Annotated in this window: 16 protein-coding genes; 6 read left to right on the top strand and 10 right to left on the bottom strand. The window is 68.5% G+C overall.

Annotation, left to right across the window (positions count from 1 at the left end; translation table 11 throughout):
- The first annotated feature begins 194 nt into the window (after positions 1–194).
- Positions 195–1253 (top strand): cytochrome P450, encoded by a 1059-nt coding sequence (locus tag HH310_RS45400; RefSeq protein ID WP_169177031.1) that lies wholly within the window; start codon positions 195–197, stop codon positions 1251–1253.
- Positions 1254–1433: 180 nt separating this feature from the next.
- The gene (locus HH310_RS19570) at positions 1434–4049 is read left to right on the top strand and encodes a PQQ-binding-like beta-propeller repeat protein (protein ID WP_169177030.1); all 2616 of its coding nucleotides are present in this window, start codon (positions 1434–1436) and stop codon (positions 4047–4049) included.
- 112 nt (positions 4050–4161) lie between these two features.
- On the opposite strand, the gene HH310_RS19565 is transcribed toward HH310_RS19570, so the two are convergent.
- Complete coding sequence (locus tag HH310_RS19565) at positions 4162–5541, bottom strand: hypothetical protein (RefSeq protein WP_169177029.1); 1380 nt, start codon at positions 5539–5541, stop codon at positions 4162–4164.
- A 2-nt stretch (positions 5542–5543) separates the two neighbouring features.
- Complete coding sequence (locus HH310_RS19560) at positions 5544–6071, bottom strand: SigE family RNA polymerase sigma factor (protein WP_211192367.1); 528 nt, start codon at positions 6069–6071, stop codon at positions 5544–5546.
- Between the two features lie 593 nt (positions 6072–6664).
- Here HH310_RS19560 and HH310_RS19555 point away from each other — a divergent pair.
- On the top strand, positions 6665–6934 hold the full coding sequence (locus HH310_RS19555) for an alpha/beta fold hydrolase (RefSeq protein ID WP_169177028.1): 270 nt from the start codon (positions 6665–6667) through the stop codon (positions 6932–6934).
- An 82-nt stretch (positions 6935–7016) separates the two neighbouring features.
- On the opposite strand, the gene HH310_RS19550 is transcribed toward HH310_RS19555, so the two are convergent.
- Together HH310_RS19550 and HH310_RS19545 are read right to left on the bottom strand one after the other, a co-directional pair.
- Positions 7017–7766 (bottom strand): SGNH/GDSL hydrolase family protein, encoded by a 750-nt coding sequence (locus tag HH310_RS19550; protein ID WP_312034213.1) that lies wholly within the window; start codon positions 7764–7766, stop codon positions 7017–7019.
- Between the two features lie 78 nt (positions 7767–7844).
- Positions 7845–8774, bottom strand: coding sequence for a hypothetical protein (locus tag HH310_RS19545; protein WP_169177027.1), 930 nt, complete (start codon positions 8772–8774; stop codon positions 7845–7847).
- Positions 8775–9203: 429 nt separating this feature from the next.
- Here HH310_RS19545 and HH310_RS19540 point away from each other — a divergent pair, with 429 nt between their 5' ends.
- Positions 9204–10373, top strand: a complete 1170-nt coding sequence (locus HH310_RS19540) for a CynX/NimT family MFS transporter (protein WP_169177026.1) — start codon at positions 9204–9206, stop codon at positions 10371–10373.
- Between the two features lie 9 nt (positions 10374–10382).
- On the top strand, positions 10383–11051 hold the full coding sequence (locus HH310_RS19535) for an FCD domain-containing protein (RefSeq protein ID WP_211192366.1): 669 nt from the start codon (positions 10383–10385) through the stop codon (positions 11049–11051).
- Positions 11052–11196: 145 nt separating this feature from the next.
- Here HH310_RS19535 and HH310_RS19530 read toward each other — a convergent pair whose 3' ends face one another.
- The 6 genes from HH310_RS19530 to HH310_RS19505 form a co-directional block, all read right to left on the bottom strand.
- A complete protein-coding gene (locus HH310_RS19530; protein ID WP_169177025.1) occupies positions 11197–11907 on the bottom strand; it encodes a hypothetical protein in 711 nt (236 codons plus the stop codon).
- Positions 11908–11942: 35 nt separating this feature from the next.
- On the bottom strand, positions 11943–12599 hold the full coding sequence (locus HH310_RS19525; RefSeq protein WP_169177024.1) for a fibronectin type III domain-containing protein: 657 nt from the start codon (positions 12597–12599) through the stop codon (positions 11943–11945).
- Positions 12600–12761: 162 nt separating this feature from the next.
- Positions 12762–14963, bottom strand: coding sequence for an ATP-dependent RecD-like DNA helicase (locus HH310_RS19520; RefSeq protein WP_169177023.1), 2202 nt, complete (start codon positions 14961–14963; stop codon positions 12762–12764).
- Between the two features lie 29 nt (positions 14964–14992).
- Positions 14993–18862: an amino acid adenylation domain-containing protein gene (locus HH310_RS19515; protein ID WP_169177022.1), complete on the bottom strand. Its 3870-nt coding sequence runs from the start codon at positions 18860–18862 to the stop codon at positions 14993–14995.
- 3 nt (positions 18863–18865) lie between these two features.
- The gene (locus HH310_RS19510; RefSeq protein ID WP_169177021.1) at positions 18866–19537 is read right to left on the bottom strand and encodes a 4'-phosphopantetheinyl transferase superfamily protein; all 672 of its coding nucleotides are present in this window, start codon (positions 19535–19537) and stop codon (positions 18866–18868) included.
- A gap of 165 nt (positions 19538–19702) precedes the next feature.
- On the bottom strand, positions 19703–20377 hold the full coding sequence (locus tag HH310_RS19505; protein WP_169177020.1) for a response regulator transcription factor: 675 nt from the start codon (positions 20375–20377) through the stop codon (positions 19703–19705).
- Positions 20378–20544: 167 nt separating this feature from the next.
- On the opposite strand from HH310_RS19505, the gene HH310_RS19500 reads away from it, so the two are divergent.
- Positions 20545–20796 (top strand): acyl carrier protein, encoded by a 252-nt coding sequence (locus HH310_RS19500; RefSeq protein ID WP_169177019.1) that lies wholly within the window; start codon positions 20545–20547, stop codon positions 20794–20796.
- The last annotated feature ends 8 nt before the right edge of the window (positions 20797–20804 follow it).

Raw genomic sequence — 20804 nt, 5'->3', positions numbered from 1 at the left:
ACCGGCCTGCAACGGTGTTTCCGCAGGTGGTTGCTGGTAAGAATGGTGACATGCAGCCAGACCACCTACCCGCAGTCGACGAAGCGCTGCCGCGCACGCTGGCCAGGTTCCGCGGGCTCGGGCCGGTACTCCGGCTGGAGCTGCCCGAAGGGGTCACCGTCTGGGCGGCCACCACGCACGCGGCCGTGCGTGAGGTGCTCAACGGCAACGGGAAGGTTTTCGGGAAGAATCCGTCGCAGTGGGCCGCGCTTCGCGACGGACGGGTGCCCGCCGACTGGCTGCTGCAGCCCCATGTGCAGGGCGAGCATATGTTGCACCAGGACGGCGCGCCGCACCGGCGGCTGCGCCGTCTGGTGTCCGGGGCGTTCACACCGGCGCGGGTGGACGCTCAGCGTCCGTGGATCGCGCGGATAGTCGATGACTTGTTGGACAGCATGGCGAAGCAGGTGGAAGCGGACATCGTCCCGGCCTTCGCCGAGCAACTGCCCGTCGCGGTGACGAGCCAGCTGCTCGGCGTTCCCGTTCACGATCGCCACCGCATGCGTGGCTGGACCAGGGTGCTCTTCGCGCACACGAGCACGCCCGGCGAGGTGATCGCTGCGGCGCAGGGCATGGTCGGATATCTGCACGAACTCGTCGAACTGAAGCGCCGGACGGGCGGCGACGATCTCACCACCGCCCTCGTCGAGGCGCACGACGGCGACGCGTTATCGGCCCGGGAGCTGATTGATTCGCTCTACCTGCTGTTGATCGCGGGTCATGAAACCGCGGTGCACATGCTCGGGCAAGCTGTCGTCAACCTTCTCACGCACCCCGCGCAGCTGGCCCTGGCAATCCAGGGCAACCGGTGGGCCGATGTGGTGGAGGAAACCCTGAGGCTGAACCCACCGGTCACCGCCTCGGCGTTCCACTACGCCCTACGGGACACCGAGCTGGCGGGTGTGACCATCCCGGCCGGCGACGCCGTCGTGGTATGCATCGGCGGCGCGGCGACCGATCCCGATCAGCATGGCGGCCACGCCGACCGTTTCGACATCGATCGCGAGCGGCGGGAGCACCTGTCGTTCGGTCACGGCCCGCACTATTGCCTCGGAGCCCCGCTGGCTCGCGTCGAGGGACAAATCGCCCTGGCTCGCCTTTTCGAGCGGTTTCCCGACCTGAAACTGACCGTCGCGCCGCACGAGATCCGCTATTCGCCGTCTCTCTTCACCTACGGTCCGCTGTCCGTGCCGGTGTCCACCGCCCGGCCGTAACCTGCGTCCGCATCGGCCGTGGTCCAGGGTGAAGACAATCCGGCCGCTCGGCAAGATGGCCTGCGTCACCCCGTACCGTGATGAATTTCCATAGATGACTGACGTCTGAGCGCCGAATGGTCCATCTTGGAGATTCGGAGCCAGTACGTGAAGCATCGATCAAGATTCACCATCGCCGCGGTGACTCTCGCCGTGGCGATGGCCCCGCTCGGACTGACATCGGTCGCACAGGCGGCTCCCGCAGCCAGCGCATCCTGGATGGCCGGCGGCTACGACGCCTCGAACAACCGGTCCCAGCCCGGCGAGACCGCGATCTCGGCAGCGAACGCCGCCCAGCTGACCCCGAAGTGGACGTTCAGCACTCGAGGCGACGTATCGGCCACGCCCACCGCATCCGACGGTGTCGTCTACTTCCCGGACTGGGGAGGCTTGCTGCACGCCGTCGACCAGAACACCGGCGAGCCCCGCTGGTCGAAGCCCGTCACCGACTTCGACGGGCGTACGGCTGCGGTGTCCCGGGTCAGCCCGCTCATTCTCAGCAGCACCGTCATCTCGGCCGACCTGTCCGGCGCCGTGTTCGCGGTCGACAAGGCGACCGGGGCCAAGCGGTGGAGCACGCAGGTCGACAACCACCCGAACGCGGTCATCACGGCCAGTCCGGTGGAGCATGACGGCGTCCTCTACGTCGGCGTCTCCTCCCAGGAGGAGAACGCGGCCGCGGATCCGAGCTACCCCTGTTGCACCTTCCGGGGTTCGCTGGTGGCGCTGAACGCCGCGACTGGCGCCGTGCTGTGGAAGACGTACACGATCCCGGACAACGGCGGGAAGACCGACGCCTACTCGGGTAATGCCATCTGGGGCAGCCCGACGGTCGACGTCGCCGACGGCCTGGTGATCGTCGGTACCGGTGACAACTACACCGTGCCGGAGTCCGTGGAGGACTGCATCCGCGACGGCGGCACGGATTGCACCTCGGACGACGACTACTTCGACGCGGTGGTGGCGTTCCGTATGGACACCGGCGCGATCGCCTGGTCCTCCAAGACGTTCGCGCACGACACCTGGACGGCCGCCTGCCTGAACGTGCCATCCGGCGTTGACTGGTGTCCCGACCCGAAGGGCCCCGACTTTGACTTCGGCTCCGGCGGCAACCTGCTGACCGTGACCATCGGCGGCAAGACGCGCCGGCTCGTCGGATTCGGCCAGAAGAGCGGAATCTACTGGGCATTCGACGCCGCGACCGGGGAGCCGTTGTGGCACACCCTGGTCGGACCGGGCGAGTTCCTCGGCGGCATGTTGTGGGGGACAGCGACCGACGGCCACTACATCTACGTGACGACCAACGACTCAGGTGGCCAGCCGTATCAGCTGACCCAGAACGGCGTGCCGTCCGGCCCCCGGATCACCAGCGGCTCGTTCGCAGCACTGGACCCGGCCACCGGCACGATCGTCTGGCAGAAGGCCGACCCGCACGGTGGTACCACCAAGGACCTCGCGCCCCCGTCGGTCGCGAACGGCGTCCTGTACGTCGGGTCGATGTCGAACGCGGTCTCCGATGCGACGATGTACGCGCTCGACGCCCGTACTGGTGCGACGCTCTGGTCGTACGCCTCGGGCGGCTCGGTGGTCGGCGGCCCGGCGATCGCCGGCGGCATGGTGTTCTGGGGCTCCGGCTACGGCCGGCTCTCGCCGGTGGGCTTCAGCGGCAACAATCGGGTCTACGCCTTCGCGCTCCCACCAACCAACACCCAACCCCAGCTTGTGTACGCCTCCCCGGGCGCGACTGGTTCGGCAGCCGGAACGTCGTGTGCGACCGCGACGGTCAAGACGATCAACGCGGCGATCAGTAAGGTGGCAAGCGGGGGACGGGTCGTCGCCTGCGCCGGGACGTACAAAGAAAATGTCGTCGTGACCAAGCCGCTGTCGCTCGAGGTGAGCGGCAACGTGGTGATCGACGCGAGCGGTCTGATCAACGGCATCGAGGTCGCCGCGCCCAACGTGACGGTCTCTGGTTTCACCGTGCAGAACGCGATCGGTGAGGGGATCCTCGTCAAGGGCGTGAACAACGCGACATTGAGCGTCAACATCGTCAGCGGGAACAACCGCGGCACCGGTTCGGCCTACTACATCGCGTGCGTGACGCCCGGCGACTGCGGTGGCGGCATCCACCTGATCGGGAGCTCCGGCTCCAAAGTCGTGAACAACACGGTCCGCGGCAACGCCGCCGGTATCGTGCTCAGCGACGAGACGGGCCCGGCGACGGGCAACCTGGTCAGCGGAAACTCGGTGCAGGACAACGCGGGCTCGGGCGGCGTGATCCTGGCCGGCCGTAACCAGGCCGCCGCACCGGGTGGGGTTCGCGCTTCCGGCACGGCCGGCGTCCAAGGCAACACGATCACCGCCAACACGGTCACTGGCAACGGGCTGACCGGCGGCGGTGGCGGCATCGTCCTGTCCGCATCGGTGGCCGGCGGCGCCGTCTACGGCAACACCGTCACCGCGAACACCGTGAGCGGAAACGGGGACGCCGGCGTGACAGTTGTCTCGCAAGCCGGCCAGGACCTCGGCGGCAACCTTGTCAACGGGTCCAACACGATCGGAACGAACAACGTCAAGGCGGGGTCGCAGCAGACCACCGGGGTGCGAGTTGCCACGGTGAGTCCGTTGTCGATCCAGGTGACCGGCAATAACATCGCGAACGATCATTTCGGCATCCGGACCACCGGCCCGGTAACCGTGTCGGGAGCTGCGGCGAACACATTCACCGGAGTTGACGTCTCGGTCTCGGCAGCCTGATTCGACATCCGGGGCCGGCGGTCGATTGAGCCGCCGCAGATATCGCGTGTTTCGAACTCAGCCCGGCGATCAGGCATCCTCGCCGGGCTGAGCTCGAACAATCCGGGCGAGCCTACGGAACGACGCGGGTGCCTGGCGTCTGCCCGATGATGCCGGTCCCGTCGTCGAACGGCGGCACCGGCGTCGACCCCATCTCGGACCCGTCCGCGGCGTACGCGGTCACCGTCGCGGCGGCGCCCGGCGCGACCGTGGCCTTCCCTTTCCCCGAGTGGTCGATCGCGACCTTCTCCGGGTCACCGGAGACCGAGGTCAGCGTCACCCGCGCTGCGCCCGCCGGCGCGATCACGATCACCTGGTCGGTCGGAACCTGCGATCCCTCGGCATACATGCGCCACGCGATGGGCCGCCGGTCGGAGCCCGCGGCCGGGAGCAGCAACCGGAGATCCTCGCGTGACCCCGCGGACGAGCCGTGCCACGCGAAGGCGAGTACCCCACCGCCGGCCTTCTGCAGAGTGAACAGAACTGCCTGCTGCCCGTTCACCTCCCCGGTCCAGCGCACCACCAGCCGGGCGTCCGCCAAGCGCATCTGGCCCGTGTCGAGGCCCATCTGCACCCACGGCCGCAGCAGATTGTGGTCGAGCACGCGGTCGCCCAGCGCTTTGCTCAGCGCGGCGTCGAACACCTTCTCATCGGGCAGCGAGCCGCCCGACCCGCCCTCGCCCTGCGCGACCACCGTGCTACGGCCGTCCTGGGTCAGTGTCATCGTGACGCCCGGGTCGCCCGGGGCAGGGGGCAGAACCGTCTCGGCGATCCCGCTTCCCGGCACACCCGAGACAGCCGGATCGTCATGCACCCGGCCGTCCGCGCCGAACTCGTAACCGGGGCTGATCGTCGCGGTGCTGCCTGGCGGTCCGACCAGCACCGCGACACCCGGATCGTCGAACGACGCCATGACGTACTGGGTGGCCCGCTGTGCGGGGTCGACGTTGGCCACCGCCACCATCTCCGCGGGGTCCGACCCGGCCGCGCCGTCGTACCAGAGCAACTGCGGTTTGGTCACGAAACCAAATCGCAGCGGCACGTACGCGAGTACCACCCTTTTGTCGCCGACGTCCGCGGCGTACAGGAATCGGATTTTGCTCCGGTCACCGATGCGCCAGTTCTGGTCGGGGTTGTCGATGTCCCTGATCTGCGCGCGCATCCCGGCGAGGAACGCGGTGTCGCCGGCGAGGGAACCGCGGACCGGACCGTTGAGGAGCGCCTCGTTGCCTACGGCCAGCGCGATGGTGGGCGCCCAGCCGGGCACCGGCACCACCCCGGCCTGCATTCCGGCCAGGGCGGTCACCGCCGCGGCTGCTACGCCGGCTCGGATCAGCCGGTTGCGGCGGTGCCGGGTCTCCCGCCGCTGGAAAGACGTCCACGGGTCGAGGCGCAGGTCCAGCTCCCCGGCGGTTTCGATGAGTCCGGCGCGCAGTTCGGTCTCGATGTTCATGCTCAGCTCCCCTGCAGGCTGACGGACGGTGACATTCCGGTGGGCGTGATCTCTTCGCGAAGACGTTGCAGGCCGCGCGAGGCCTGGCTCTTGACGGTGCCGACGGAGCAGCCCATGACCTCGGCGACGTCGGCCTCGCTCAGATCATCGAAGTAGCGCAGCACCAGCACGGCACGCATCCTCGGCGGTAGCTTCCGGAGTGCGATGACGAGTTGCTGGCGTTGCTCCACACCCGCGTACGGGTCGTCGCCGCGGGCTCGGTCGGGCGGGGTGAGCGCGATCTCGCCCCAGCTCCGCCGGCGACGCCAGGAGATCGCGGTATTCACCATCACGCGGTGCACGTAGCCGGCGGGGGAGTCCATCACCGACACCTTTCGCCACCGGCGGTGGGTCTTCTCCAGCGCCGTCTGCACCAGGTCCTCGGCATAGCTGTGGTCACCGGTCAGCAGGTACGCCGTCCGGGTCAGCGGATCCCATTGCTGCCGCACGAAGGCCCGGAAGCCGTCGTCATCGTCCGATCCCAATCTCATGCTCCAAGAACGCGGTGCGCACCGAACAAGGTTGAGAGTCGAAGGTTCGGCAGCGTGAGCCACCAAGTCTTGTTCATTCTGATATCGGCGCCACCCCATGCCATGGTTACCCTAAGAAGCCTCAATCGGGCGTGGGGTTGCAAAACGAATTCACCTCCGGCGGAACATTTACCGTGGTGAGAAGCGGCACAGCGTTCTGGCTGATTTTCGCGGCGTCGCTATCGTTTGTGCGGTGGCCGGGCGGGTCGCATTCCCCCCGCGGCGTCCGGCTAGCGGGGAGCACCGGGAGCTATGGGATTCACGTCACCGCTCCTGGTGTTCCCCCTGTTCGGTGCACGTCGTGAAAGTGCCAGGGAGCGGCCGGTCGTTCGTGTGCCTTTTGGGTACCCACACAATGGTGTGGCGCGATCCCGGATCGTGGCAGAGAATTCTGCACGTTTCTGACGGGCGGCACAGTCCGCCAAGAATGTGTTGGTCGCGAATATAGGGGAATTGATGTACACGGTATCGCGCGTCATGCACACCACCTCATGTGCATCCGGGTGCCCGCCGTGGGTATCGAGGCTCTTCGGCAAAGCGCTATGTGGCCCGAGATGGTGGCACTCGTCCCCACGTGGGTCCGGGAACTCCGCGTCATCGACTCGCTCGTCGGCAACCTCGACGGGTTCAAGACAATCGACCAGCGCACGTTGTTGCTGCTCGGCTCGAACACGCCCGCACATCACGTCGACGCGGCCCGTTTTCTCGACGAGAACCTCCCGCGAACCATGATCGAGTGGGTGGACGGAGCCGACCACCTCGCGATGGTGACGCACCCGATCGACATGGCCAACGCCATCGCGGCGTTCCTTCGGCAGCGATAACCGGACGCGGGCCTGGAGGCGAACCCCGGGAGCCCGATTCCGCCGCCGTCGGACACCTTGGCGAAGATTCGCGGGCCAAGGCTCACTGAACCGTGGCCTCGATCGGTATCCAGTCCTCGATCTTGCCGGAACGGTTGTCGCCGGAGGAGCGTCGTCCGGCGCGGCGCATGACCCATGGCAGAACGTGCTCACGATAGAACCGAGCCTCCGCCATCACACCGCGCCGCTCGCTCCGACCCGGGCCGGCGACATGCTCCGCGGTCGGACACCCCAGGGCATTCAGCACCAGGCTCGCGACCCGGCGGTGCCCGGCCGCATTCAGGTGCAGGCGATCCGGAGACCAGTACCGTACCCGGCGAATCTCGGCATCATGAAAAACATCGACGAACGGGACATCGTATGTCACGGCGAATCCGGCAACGGCCGCGGCGAGAATCTCGCCGCGCCGTCGCATCACCCGGCCGAACGGCAGCCGCTCGGAGGGGTCGGGCGCACTGAGCAGCACCAGCCGTACGCCCGCTTCGGCGCTCCGCCGGATGGCCCGCTCGGTGCGCACCGTGAGCCCGGCCATGTCCACGCGCGGCCGCATCATGTCGTTGAAGCCGCCGTTGAAAGAGATCAGCGTAGGCGGCGGGTCAAGGGAAAGCGCCGCTTCGAGCTGCTCGTCGACGATCGGCTCGAGGAGTCGTCCCCGAACGGCCAGGTTCGCATACCGGACCGCCTCCCCCTCGCTGGACGCCAGCCCCGCCGCGACAAGATCAGCCCAGCCGCGTAGCGTCCCATCAGGACGGCCGTCCGCCATCCCCTCGGTGAAGCTGTCACCGACAGCCACAAACCGAATCAACGCGGCCTCCCGTCTTGGTGGTCGAGCGTCCTTCAGGCGCTGCGACACTGGGCTCTGGCGGTGGCATCACAGTTGCTTGACGTAGCCCCAGTGGCCGTCACGGCCCGTCAGGAAGGCCCAGATGACGTCGTGCACCCTGGTGATGTAGACGTTGTAGGGGGTCTGCCAGCCCTCATCGTCGCGGATCCAGCGCGCGCCGGCCACGCCGTTCGGTGTGACCTGGATGAATTGCAGGGTGTTCTCGTCGTCACGAGTAGCGATTTCCATGTTGTAACTGTCCGGGATCTCGGCGATGGACGGCGATCCGGTCGAGGGCCAGTTGTAGGGAGTGTTAGCGTCCTGCCATGGGCCCCAGTATCTGTCGCCATATGGCTGGCCCGTGTAGTAGACGTGGCCGTTCGTGCCCCTATGGGCCACATAAATGACATCGGATGCGTCGTTGTACGCGACCGAGGGGGAATCGTTGGTCTGCCCCACCCATTCGCCGGGCTCCTGAGCGAGTGCCCACGCGCTCCCGTCGAAGTAGGAGCCCCAGACATTGTTCCCACCATCGCTGGCCCGCCAGACCATGAAGGCGCGGCTGTCGTTTCGGATCTGAGTGATCGCCGGCGGACCGCTCGCGGTGAACCCCCGGGCGGGCGCCCAGCCGGTGAATTGTCCGGGGTTAGGGCCGTACCAGCCCCAATAGATCTGGCCGCCACCGCCGGTGTGGGCGATCAGCCAACGGTTGTTCGCGGCCGGTGCTATCACCGGGGAATACGCGCTGGATCCCGGAAGCGTGAACGGCGTGCCGTTGTTTATCGAGATCAGCATGGAGCCGGTGGGGTTGTCGGCTCGCCAGATCTGCGCCGACGGACCATTGTCGTAAGCATCCTGCACCGCAAAAGCGACCGTACCTGCGGTGCGGACCTGATTGTCGGGGTATGGCAGGTCGTCCGCGATCCACTTGGAATTCGCGAACGCGGTGCCCGGGGTAAGAATGGTTAACGCAGCCATGGCGGCCGCGATAACACCGACCTGCCATCTCCGCATCCGGAAAAAGATCACTGGCCTTGACATGAAATCCCTTTCGTGAGCCTCAAAGGAGCGCCGCCACGGGCTGCGAAGACGCGGCGTCCACAAGCAACCGTGGACTCCGCCGATACGTTATTGCTCGGGTCGAGAAGATTTCCAGACCTCGTCGCAGCCTTTGCCTGTAACGAACGTCGCCAAAATAAACGCCACTCCGGTGAACGCCGGGGTCCCGCATTCGCCGGTGCGAGCGATGTCGTTTCTGAAAGCTTTTGGGTACCCACTACGTGGTGCGGTAAAAGGTAGATGCATGCGAGTCCCACGTCCACGACATGGCCGACGGCGTCGACGTCCGGGGGCCACATAGGATCTAGCCACTGGATTCATCCCATCATCCCATGATTCACTCGTGGCGTGTCCACGACCGTGCTCGGCCCCGCCCGGCTGCACCGCGGCATCCTGCTTGCCGTCGCCCTGACCGCCCTCAACCTGCGGACCGCGGTGACCGGATTCAGCGTGTTGACCGGCGACGCAGCCGCCGACCTGCACTTTGGACCGATCATTGCCGGGGCCATCGGTACGGTGGTGACTGCCTGTTTCGCGGTCGCGGCGTTCGTCGCCCCGCCGCTCGCCCGTCGGTTCGGCCTGGAACGCACCGCCGCGGTGGCGGTGACCGCCACGACGGCCGGCATTCTGCTGCGAGCGGCAGCATGGTCGCCGACCGTCATGATCGTGGCCTCGGTGATCGCGTTCGCCGGAGTCGGCGCGGCCAACGTCATCCTGATCCCGATCGTGAAGCAGCATTTTCCGCAGCGGCTGCATACGGTCAGCACGATGTACATGGTGCTGCTCCAGGTCGGACAGCTGGCGGCACCGCTGATCGCGTTGCCGCTGGCTGACGCCTACGGGTGGCGGACGGCCGCGGGCGGATGGGCGGTGGTGACCGCGGTGGCGGCGGTGCTGTGGCACGTGACGGTTCCCCGGTCGTCCCCGCCGACCGCGGCGGCCAGAACGCTTCCGTCGCGCTTCTCGTGGCGTACGGGGCTGGTCGTGGGTTTGATCGGTTTGATGGCGATGACCACGCTTCACGTCTACACGCTGGTGACCTGGTTTCCGACCATGCTGCGGGACGCCGGGCTGAGCTCGACCGCCAGCGCGCTGTTGCTGTCCTGGTTCGCGGGGCTCGGGCTGATCGCTGCCTTCGTGGTGCCGCCGCTGACCAGGCGACTGCGTAATCCGTACCCCATCGTCGTGGTTTGTGTGGTGCTGATGGGCATCGGCTACGCGGGCATGCTCGCGGCCCCCGCCGCCGGCGCCTTCGTGTGGGCGACCGCCTTCGGCCTCGGTGTCAGTACCTTCCCGCTCTGCCTGACGTTGATCGGCGCGCGGTCGGCGAACCCCGACGATGCCTCGCGGCTTTCCGGTGTGGTCCAGGGCATCGGCTATGGCATCGGCTGCGTCGGTCCGCTGGCGCTCGGCGTGATCCACCAGGCGAGTCACGGCTGGAATGTGACCTATGTGCTGCTTGCCGCGACGCTGCTGATCACGCTGGGCGCCGGTTCGGTTGCCTGCCGGCCGGTCTAGGCTTCTGTTGTGCCCAGCCCGAACCTGGATCGCACCGGCCTCGTCGCTCGCGTCACCGAGTTGTTCCGCGCGCAGATCACCGACGGGCGGTGGCGGCTGGCCAGCAAGATCCCGACCGAGTCCGAGCTGGTCGAGTGGAGTGGCGCCGGCCGCAACACGGTGCGCGAGGCGGTCAGCTCCTTGGTCCAGGCCGGCATCCTGCGGCGGGAACAGGGGCGGGGAACCTTCGTGGTGTCGACCTCCGACCTGCGCTCGTCGGTGTCGCGCCGGGTCGCGGTCACCTCCCGCCGGGACAGCCTGGAACTGCGGCTGGCACTCGATGCCGCATCCGCCCGGATCGCCGCGGCCCGCCGCAGCGAGGCCGACGCCGAGCGCCTGCGCATCCTTCTCGGCGAGCGGCGTGACGCGTGGGCCAACGGCGACGTGCACGAGCGCTTGCGCGCCGACTCGGCCCTGCACCGAGCGATCGTGGCCGCCACGCGGAACGCGTTGATGCAGGAGGTGTACGACGGACTTCTCGAGGTGTTCGAGGAGGTCCAGCTCCACGACGTGGCGGGGGCGGCCGACGACCTCGCGCGGCTGCACACCGACCTGGTCGAAGCCATCGTCGACGGTGACCCCGAACGAGCCGCGGCCACCATGTCCGCGCTGCTGCAGCCCTTGATCAACGACTCCTGAATCGCTGCTGCGCAGACCGGCGCGCACTGGAGGGACGTGGCCGCAGTGCTGGTGCGCCGGCCCGGGAGGCGAACCGCCGCCTTTGGCTGAATGGTCGAGAAGGTTGGGCTCGTGTTGCTGCCTGGACGCGGGGTGTGCCGGTTTGTCACAGCACGGTGGTGATGGCTTCGCCGTCGGGGTCGTTGATGGCGTCGGCGATGGTGCAGAAGCGCCATCGGTTGTCGGAGCCCAGGTTCAGGGTGATGTGCAGTGTGGTCGGTGCGAGGGCGGGCTGGTCGGCGAGTTCGATGATCGCGCTGCTGGCGGTGGCGGGTTTGGCGGCGGTGATGGAGTGCTCGATGATCGGCTCGGCGGCGCGTGCCGCTTGAACGTCGATCTCGGCGATGCTGCCGACCGGCGCGGTGGTGGCGGTGGTTTTTGCGGTGGTGGTCGTGCCGGGTGTGGCCGGGTAGGGGCCGGTGACGCTGGTGAGGGTGATGGCGGCGGGTTGGACGCGGGCGTTCTGGTCGAGCAGTGACTGCAGTTGGGCGGTCAGCGCGGTGGCGCTGGCGCAGCCCGGCTCGGTGATGGTGCCGGCCAGGGCCGGGTTGGGGTTGGCGACGAGCCATTGTCCGTAGGTGAGCATGGAGCCGATCACGGTGGGCCAGGCGGTGCCGGTGTTCTTCAGAGCAGGCGCCGGGGTGGCCGGTTTCGCGGCGATCGGGATCGCGGCGACCGGCACGGCGGGGGCCGAGGTCATGGCGGCTGCTGGTGGGGCCGGCGTGGTCGTGCTGGTGGTGCAGCCGGTCGTGGTGGCGATCGTCGCGACGGTGGCGCCGAGCAGCGCGACGGTGCGGGCGAGGGCGGTGGGGCGCATGGGATTCTCCGTCGGGTCGGCTGGGCTGGGCTGGGTCAGTGGACGACGACCGGGCTGGACCGGCCGATCATGGTTTCCTGGGTGGCGGTCGGTGCCCCGTAGGAGTCGGTGGTGTGCACGGCGTCGAGCCAGAATTCGTAGGCGGTGCCGCGGGTCAGGCCGGTGAACCGATAGGTCACCGTGGCGCAGGTGTGTACCGCGGTGACGGTGTGCCAGCGTCCCGGGGCTTGGACCAGCGATCCGGTGGTGCCGGGGCCTTTGCTCCAGCCCTGTGGAACGGCGCCGACGCGATAGGCCTGAACCCGCCGATCGCCGAGGCCGGGCCAGCTCACGGTGACGCTGCCGGTGCCGGCGGTGGCGGTGACCGGGAGGTTCGGGGCGGGACCGAGGGTGGCCGGGCACACCGGCGAGGTCGCCGGCACCGATCGCGACACCACCGGGACGGGTTTACCGGTCTTGAGGAACCCCCAGGTCGGTGTCGGTGACGGAGCCCAGGCACCGGGGGCGACCTGTGCGGCGGGCACGGTCACGGCTGGGGCGGGCTGGACGGTCCACGCTTTCGGCAGCGGTGCCGCCGTCGCCGCCGCAACCGCGGGCGAAGTGGTCGCGGCCGTGCCGTGGGTGCAGCCGGCCGCGGCCAGCAGCGTGGTGCCGGCGGCGAGCAGCACGCTGAGCGTGCGTAAACGTCTCATCGAAGCGTCCGTCCTTGCCGGGAGGCGGGTGGGCAACGCCCAGCAGGATCGGTTCGCGGTCAGCGCGGCTGAGGACTCGGCAGTGCGGGGTGCGGGGCGGACCGGGTGCGGCCAGGGTGCACGCCGCTGGTCCAGGACGTGCTTGTGTTGCGGGTCCGTGTGCTATCGGGCAAGGCGGTACGTGAGGGCGGTGTGGCGGCGGCCGGCGCTGACGGTGCGGATGGCGGCGGCCAGCGCGCGGCGGGAGCCGACCAGGACGACGAGTTTTTTGGCGCGGGTGACGGCGGTGTAGAGCAGGTTGCGTTGCAGCATCATCCAGGCGCTGGTGGTGATCGGGATGACCACGGCGGGGTATTCGGATCCTTGCGAGCGGTGGATGGTCATGGCGTACGCGTGGGCGAGTTCGTCGAGTTCGTCGAAGTCGTAGTCGATGCTTTCGTCTTCGTCGGTGCGTACGGTCAGGGTTTGCTCGTCGGGGTTGAGGGCGGTGATGACGCCGAGGGTGCCGTTGAAGACGCCGGCCTGGCCCTTGTCGTAGTTGTTGCGGATTTGGGTGACCTTGTCGCCGACACGGAACACTCGTCCACCAGCCCGCCGTTCCGGTAAACCCTCCCGTGGCGGGGTGAGTCGCTGCTGCAACAGCGTGTTGAGAGCGCCGGCGCCGGCCGGGCCGCGGTGCATGGGCGCCAGAACCTGGATGTCGCGGCGCGGGTCGAGGCCGAACTTCGCGGCGATGCGGTTGCAGGCGACGTCGACGGTCAGTTCCGCGGCGGCTTCGGTGTCGTCGCTGGCGAATAGGAAGAAGTCGCGCATGCCGTCCAGGATCGGGGGCTTTCCGGCGTTGATGCGGTGGGCGTTGCTGACCACGCCGGAGTCCGCGGCCTGCCGGAACACTTTGGTCAGGCGTACGCGGGGAATGGTGTCGGCGGCGAGCAGGTCACGCAGCACCTCCCCGGCGCCGACGGAGGGGAGTTGGTCAACGTCGCCAACCAGCAGCAGGTGCGCGCCGGGCGGGACGGCCTTGATGAGTTTGTTGGCGAGGATGAGGTCGAGCATGGAGGCTTCGTCGACCACGAGCAGGTCGACATCCAGCGGGTTGTCCCGGTCGTAACTGGCTTCCCCGCCGGGTTGCAGCTTCAGCAGCCGGTGCACGGTCGCGGCGGGCTGGCCGGTGAGCTCGGCGAGGCGTTTCGCCGCGCGGCCGGTGGGGGCGACGAGTAGGATTTTGGCTTTCTTCGCGGCGGCGAGCTCGACGATCGAGCGGACGGTGAAGCTTTTGCCGCAGCCGGGCCCGCCGGTCAGCACCGCTACCTTGGCGGTCAGGGCGAGGCGTACGGCCTGTTCCTGCTCGGCGGCCAGGTCGGTGCCGGTGCGGGCTTTCAGCCAGGTCAGGGCCTTGGCCCAGTCTACGCCGGCGAAGTGGGGCATGCGGTCGTCGCGGTCGCGCAACAGCGACAACAGCGAGCCCGCGAGCGACAGCTCGGCCCGGTGGAACGGGATCAGGTAGATCGCCGCGGTCGGCCCGGGCAGCTCCTCCCGCACCACGCCTTCGTCGGCGACCAGGTCGTCCAGGCATTCGGCGGCCAGCCCGGCGGGCACGTCGAGGATTTTGGTGGCCTCGGCGATCAGTTGGTCGGCGGGCAGGTAGCAGTGGCCGTTGTCGGTGGCCTGCGACAGCGTGTATTGCAGGCCGGCTTTCACTCGTTCGGGGCTGTCGTGCGGGATCCCGACGGCCTGCGCGATGGTGTCGGCGGTCTTGAAGCCGATGCCCCACACGTCGGCGGCCAGCCGGTACGGTTCGGTCTTGACCACGTCGATCGACTTCTCGGCGTACTTCTTGTAGATCCGCACCGCGATCGACGTGGACACCCCGACGCCTTGCAGGAATACCATCACTTCCTTGATGGCTTTCTGCTCCTGCCAGGCCGCGGTGATTTTTCCCGTACGCTTCGGCCCCAGCCCCGGCACCTCGACCAGCCGCGCCGCCTCCTCTTCGATGACCCGCAGGGTGTCCTCGCCGAAGTGGTCGACGATCCGTTCGGCGAACACCGGCCCGATTCCTTTGATCAGGCCCGAGCCCAGGTAGCGGCGGATGCCCTGGATCGTGGCCGGGAGCACGGTGCTGTAGGAGACCACCTCGAACTGGCGCCCGTACTGGGCGTGCGAGGACCACCAGCCCCGCATCCGCAAGCTCTCGCCCGGCTGCGCCCCCAGCAGCGCGCCGACCACGGTCATCAGGTCCGACCCGCGCCCGGTCGCCACCCGGGCCACCGTGTATCCGGTCTCCTCGTTCACATACGTCAACCGCTCCAGCACCGCCTCGAGCACCTGCGGCACCGGCCGGGACGAAACACCCGCCGCCACAACACATATCCTCCCCTGCTACGCATAGGTCAGCGAACCGCCGGCCGCACCTTCTCCAAGCTTTCCCGCAGCATGGATCCAATCTCGGTCAACGGCCGGCCGGTCAGTATGTCGCCATGGCTTGCGACGACCGGGCGCACGTCGAGCGAGCCGGTCAGATAGGGCATCCAGTCGTCCGGTTGTGGCGCGCCCGGTCCGGCCTCCTTGGTGGCGGCGAACAGCAGAAGATCGCCGTCGAACACGCCGGGCCGGAAGCGGTGAGCCCGGTCCATGTTGCGGGCGAACACCGGCGCGACGTTGGCGAGGACGTGCGGATCGAGTTCGGAAAGCACCGGGTCGGCGCGGCGCAGCGTGTCGACGAACTCTGGGTAGTCCAGCGGGCGCGCGGCGTGCCGGTGTCCGAGGGAGTCGAGCACCATCGTGAGGAGGTCGCTGGTGTCCAGATCGGTTGACTCCGCCCAGCTGCGTCCGATCAACGGGTACGAATCGGCCAGGGCCAGCAGGCCGACCTCGTCGCCCCGGCTCTGCAGCAGGCTGGCCATCGCGTGCGCGACCAGACCCCCGTACGACCAGCCCAGCAGGTGATACGGGCCGCGCGGCTGCACCGACCGGATCCGTTCGACGAATGCCGCCGCGGTTGTCTCGACCGTTTCGAGGCCGGCCTTGCCGCCGAGAGCCGGATCCTGCAGGCCGTAGACCGGCCGGCCCGGTTCGAGGTGGCGGAGCAGTCCGGAGTAGACCCAGCTCATGCCCGCCGCCGGATGGACGCAGAACAAGGGGGGCAGGTCGCCGTCGGCGCGCAGCGGCAGCAGCACCTCCAAGGGGTCACGCAGGCCGCCCTCCGCCATGCGCCGGGCGAGTGCGGCGACCGTCGGGGCCTCGAACAGAGTCCGGATGTTCAGCTCGGCGCCAAGGCCGGATCGGATCCGGCTGACCAACCGGATGCCGAGCAGCGAGTGCCCGCCGATCTGGAAGAAGTCGTCATCCCGGCCGACCTCGGCCAGGTCGAGCACCTCGGCGAAGAGAGCGCACAACGTACGTTCGAGCTCGGTGCGCGGTTCCCGGCCGGCCTGGGTGATGCGGCGCGGGGCCGGCAGCGCCCGCCGATCGACCTTCTGGTGTGCGGTCAGCGGCAGGGCGTCGAGCACGACGAACTCGCCGGGAACCATGTAGCCGGGCAGTCGGGCCTCGGCGAACGCGCGTACGTCTTCGACGTTCAGATCGAGGTCCCCGACCAGGTATCCCACCAGCCGCCGGTCTCCTGGAGCGTCCTCGCGGGCCAGCACCGCGACCTGGGTGACACCGGGATGCTGCCCCACCGCGGCCTCGATCTCACCGATCTCGATGCGAAACCCGCGGATCTTCACCTGATGGTCGGTGCGGCCGGCGAATTCCAGGCAGCCGTCCGAGCGCCGGCGCACCAGGTCCCCGGTCCGGTACATCCGGCCGCCGGGCGGCCCGTGGGGGTCGTCGACGAACCGCTCGGCAGTCAGGTCGTCCCGTCCGAGGTAGCCACGTGCCAGCCCGCTGCCTCCGATGTAGAGTTCGCCCAGGACACCATCGGGGACCAGCTCAAGCCGGGGATCGAGCACGTAGCACCTGGTCCCGTTGAGCGGGCGTCCGATGGGTACCGGCACGTCCCGGTCGACCGGTGGCCGTACGCGGTGGCTGGTGGCGAAGACGGTGGTCTCGGTCGGCCCGTAGCCGTTGACCACGGTGACGTCCGGGCAGTGTTCGAGTACCCGGCGCACCGACTCGGGCGGCACCACGTCGCCACCCGCCCACACCTCACGCACCCCGGCGAAACAGGCCGGCCGTTCGTCGGCCATCAACCGGAACAACCCCGAGGTGAGCCACACCGCGTCGATGTCACCGCTGGAGATCAGCTCGTCCAGTTGAGCCACGTCGAGGATACCGGGTGGCGCCACCACGACCCGCCCGCCGCGCAGCAGCGGCACCCACAGTTCGTACTCCATGACGTCGAAGGTCTGCGGGGTGTGCAGCAACACCCGCTCGTGAGCACCGGTGTCCCAGCACGTGTCGCCGGCGAGCTCGGTGATCGCGCGGTGCGGTATGGCGACACCTTTGGGTACGCCGGTGGAGCCCGACGTGTAGATCACGTAGGCGAGCTGATCGGGGTCGACGGTGACGCCCGGATCGTCGGCGACCGCGTCGGCACGGGTCGGCACCGCCACCACCGGCAAACCGTCGTCGCGGCGAGCCGCCGCGTGACCGAGTGAGTCCTGGTCGACGAGCAGCGCTACCGCGCTGGACTCGGCGAGCACGGTCTCGAGGCGTACGGGAGGGTCGGTGACCGCAAGCGGGCAGTAGGCCGCGCCGGATTTCACGACACCCAGGAGTGCGACCACCAGGTGCTCGGAGCGCTCCATCAGCACTCCGACCACGCGGTCACGACCGGCTCCCGCGTCGATCAGGTCGCGCGCCACCCGATTGGCCCGCCGGTCGAGCTCGCCATAGGTCAGCGTGACGTTGCCGGCCACGACCGCGATCGCGCTGGGATCGCGCGCCACCTGAGCCTCGAACGCGGCCGTCAGCGTCGTAGCCGCGGCGCGCAGTGGATCTCCGGCCGACCGGGCCAGGATCTCGGCCCGCTCGGCGGCATCCATGACCGGCAGCGTCGAAAGGGGCTCGTCGGGCTGCACGACCACCTGGTTGAGCAGGCGGACCAGACGGGCGGTGAACGCCTCGATGGTGCGACGGTCGAACAGACCGGTGCGGTAGGTGACCCGGCCGGTGAGGCGGTCGCCCGTGAAACCGGTGTCCAGCTGCAGGTCACACAACGCGGTCCGATCCTCGAAGAACTCCCGGGTGAACGGCCCGTCCGGGGCGTCCCGCTCGTCGCCACCGTGGACATACAGCACGTCGAAGACCGCGCCGCGGCTCACGTCCCGACCGGATGCGACCGCGGCGACCACGTCGTCGAACGGCACGTCCTGATGCCGGTGGGCCGTCGTCATCGTGGCGTGTACGCGGCGAAGCAGGCTACGGAAGCTGTCCGGCTCCTCGATGGTGGCCCGCAGCGCGACGGTGTTGACGAAGAAGCCGACGACCTCCTGGAACCGGGGATCGCTGCGGCCCGCCAGCACGGTGCCGATGGTGACGTCCCGCTGCCCGGTCCACCTGGCCAGGGCGGCCTGGAACGCCGCGGCGAGCGCGCTCGACGGTGCGCTGCGGCACCGCAGCGCAAGGGTTTTCAGGGCATGGGTCGTTTCGGCGGAAAGCGCGAAGCGCACCGAGTCGGCCCGGTCGTCGGGATGCGCCGGCCGAGGCCGGTCCAGCGGCAGCTCCAGCTGCTGAAATCCGTCGAGCACGGACCGCCAGTGGTCGAGGTCCGCAACGACGTCCCGCTGGTCGTCGACGTAGTCGCCGAACGTGGCCCGGGCGGGTGGCAGGGCGGCGTCGCGTCCGTCGGCGGCGGCTTCGTAGAGGGACGCCAGGTCCCTTTCCAGGATGGCCCGCGACCAGCCGTCGAGGGCGATGTGGTGGGCGACCAGGACGAGCACGTCGGTCCCCTCCGTGCAGCGCAGCAGCGCGGCCCGCAGTGGCGGCCCCGACGCGAGCGCGAACGGACGATGCGACACCGATCTCGCGACACTCTGCCAGTCGGTGTCCGCGGGCACCTCGACGATCTCCAGGTCGATCGCGGAGCGCTGGTGCACGACGCGTAGCGGGTTGCCGTGCTCGTCGGATGGATAGCTGGTACGCAGGATCTCGTGGCGCGCGCTCAGCCGGTCCAGGGCGGTGCGCAGCGCGGGCTCGCGTACGCCGGCGTTGAACCGCAGTGCCAGCGGGACGTGGTAGACGTAGCTGGCCGGGTCCAGCTGCTGCAATATCCACAGGCGGCGCTGACTGTGCGACGGCCCCGATTGTTCTGCCACAGCTCACTCCAAGTTGTCGAGGGTGCGCGTTCGCACCACGAAGTCGTCCGCGCCCCGCACGGCCACCGCCGCTCCGTAGCCGGGCGCGGCGCTCAGGTCGTGCACACGCCAGCACTCACCGCCGAAGCGCATCGTCAGCGGAGCGGCGCCGAGCGCGGGCAGCCGGACGCCGTACGGGAGCATCGTGGTGCCGGACGCCTTGACGCATGCCTCCTTGCGGACGTGGAGCCGGACGAATGTCGCGGCTCGCCGGCCCGGTTCCGCGCCCGCGACCACCCGTGCCTCGGCTGCCGGAAACAGCCGGGTCGGGGGACGGACGTTCCAGCGCGCACGGATTCGCTCGATGTCCACGCCGACGGGCCGCTCGGCCACCGCGACGAGGGCGCCGTCGCCAGAATGGCTGAGACTGACCCTGGGCCCGCCCGCGATCTCGGGTTTGCCGTGCGGCCCGATCCGCCACCGGATATCCGCGGGACGCACTGCCAGCCGAGCCGCGAGAATGAACCGTGCGGCGCCATGGACGGCGATGAAGCGGGCACGAACGGCATCGTCGTCCATTCGGGCCAGTCTCGTTTTCTCCTGGACGTCGAGAACGGAGGCGAGCATTCGCTCGCTTTCCGGCGATCGGCGGACCGGGACGGTCCAGACCTCGACGACATCGATGGGCGCGGTCACGTCGTCCATCATGCCGACCGGGGCGGCCGCGAACCGTATACCTAAGTGCGCCCCAATCGGCCGGGTCCATTCTCGTCCGCGCGGAACGGGAGCTGCCGATAATGGCATGCCATCTTGTGGAGATCCCGTCCCGGCGTCCGAGTCGTTAGCTTCGTTCGGTATGACTTACACGAGACCTTCGGTCATCGCGGTGATGACGGCCGTGGTCCGATTCGGTGCGCCGAGCTTGAGCAGAACCGTTCCGACCAGCCGTTTGACGCCATGAGTCGAGATGCCGAGCGTTTTTGCGATCTGTTTGTTGCTGAGACCGCGGGCGAGCAGGCTGAGCATCTCGGATTCCCGCGGCGTCAATGCGACCGGCCGGCCGTTCGTGTGCCGGGCCCGAGCCGGACCGGTGGTCAGCAGCTGACGGGTCAGCGGCGCGGGCATCGGCATGGCCCCGGCGACGACCTGCCGCAGGACATCGCCGAGCGTGGTGACGGTCGCGTCGGCCAGCAGCAGCACCCCGTCGCAGGGCAGCTCGCCGTGCCCCGAGATGTCGTCGCTGCTCAGATCGTCGCCGACCAGAAGCACCCGGGGCCGGTCCGGACCGGTCATGCCATGGTGGTGGCCCAGCAGCGGCCACGACCGCACCGTCGTGATCACCAGCCGGGTGTTCGCGTCGTGTGGCGGCCACGCCAACGGGACGTCCACGAACCGTGCCACTACCCGCACGTTCGGGATTTGTGCGAGCAGTGATTCGAGGCCGCGCAGCAGAACTTCGGTATCAACCAGTAGTGCGACATCGACTTTGTCGGTGACCTCGGATTGTTCGAGGATTGAGGATCGCGACTCTGTCATTTGTTTTCCTCCGCAACAGCAAATGTTCATCACCGGATCGGCGTCGCCGTTGACGCCGGTAGGGGGACCGGGCAATAGCAATATGCCATGAAGTCGATCAATGGGAAATGGCACCGGTTCTGTCCCGCCGGCGGGACAGGCGGCATCTAACGTGAGGTGAAGTGCGCATGGAGAAGGAACGGTTTGACGCCGTCGTACGGCGAAACCTGCCAGGTCTCGACGATGGTGCACCGCTTGCCGAGGACCAGGATCTCGCCGACCTCGGCATGGACTCCCTCGGCGCGGTCCGGCTGCTGGCCGAGCTCGAGTCGGAGTTCGCCGTGGAACTGCCCGACGATGCCCTGGACGAAACGGTGTTCCGCACTGCCGCGGGGCTGTGGCGGGCGTTCGCCACCCGTGCCGTACCGGCCACCGACTGAGACGAGGA

The organism is Actinoplanes sp. TBRC 11911 (assembly GCF_012933445.1).
In the GTDB taxonomy this organism is placed as follows: domain Bacteria; phylum Actinomycetota; class Actinomycetes; order Mycobacteriales; family Micromonosporaceae; genus Actinoplanes.
The sequence above is the reverse complement of the archived record's forward strand: the minus strand, read 5'-3'. Positions and strand labels throughout refer to the sequence as shown.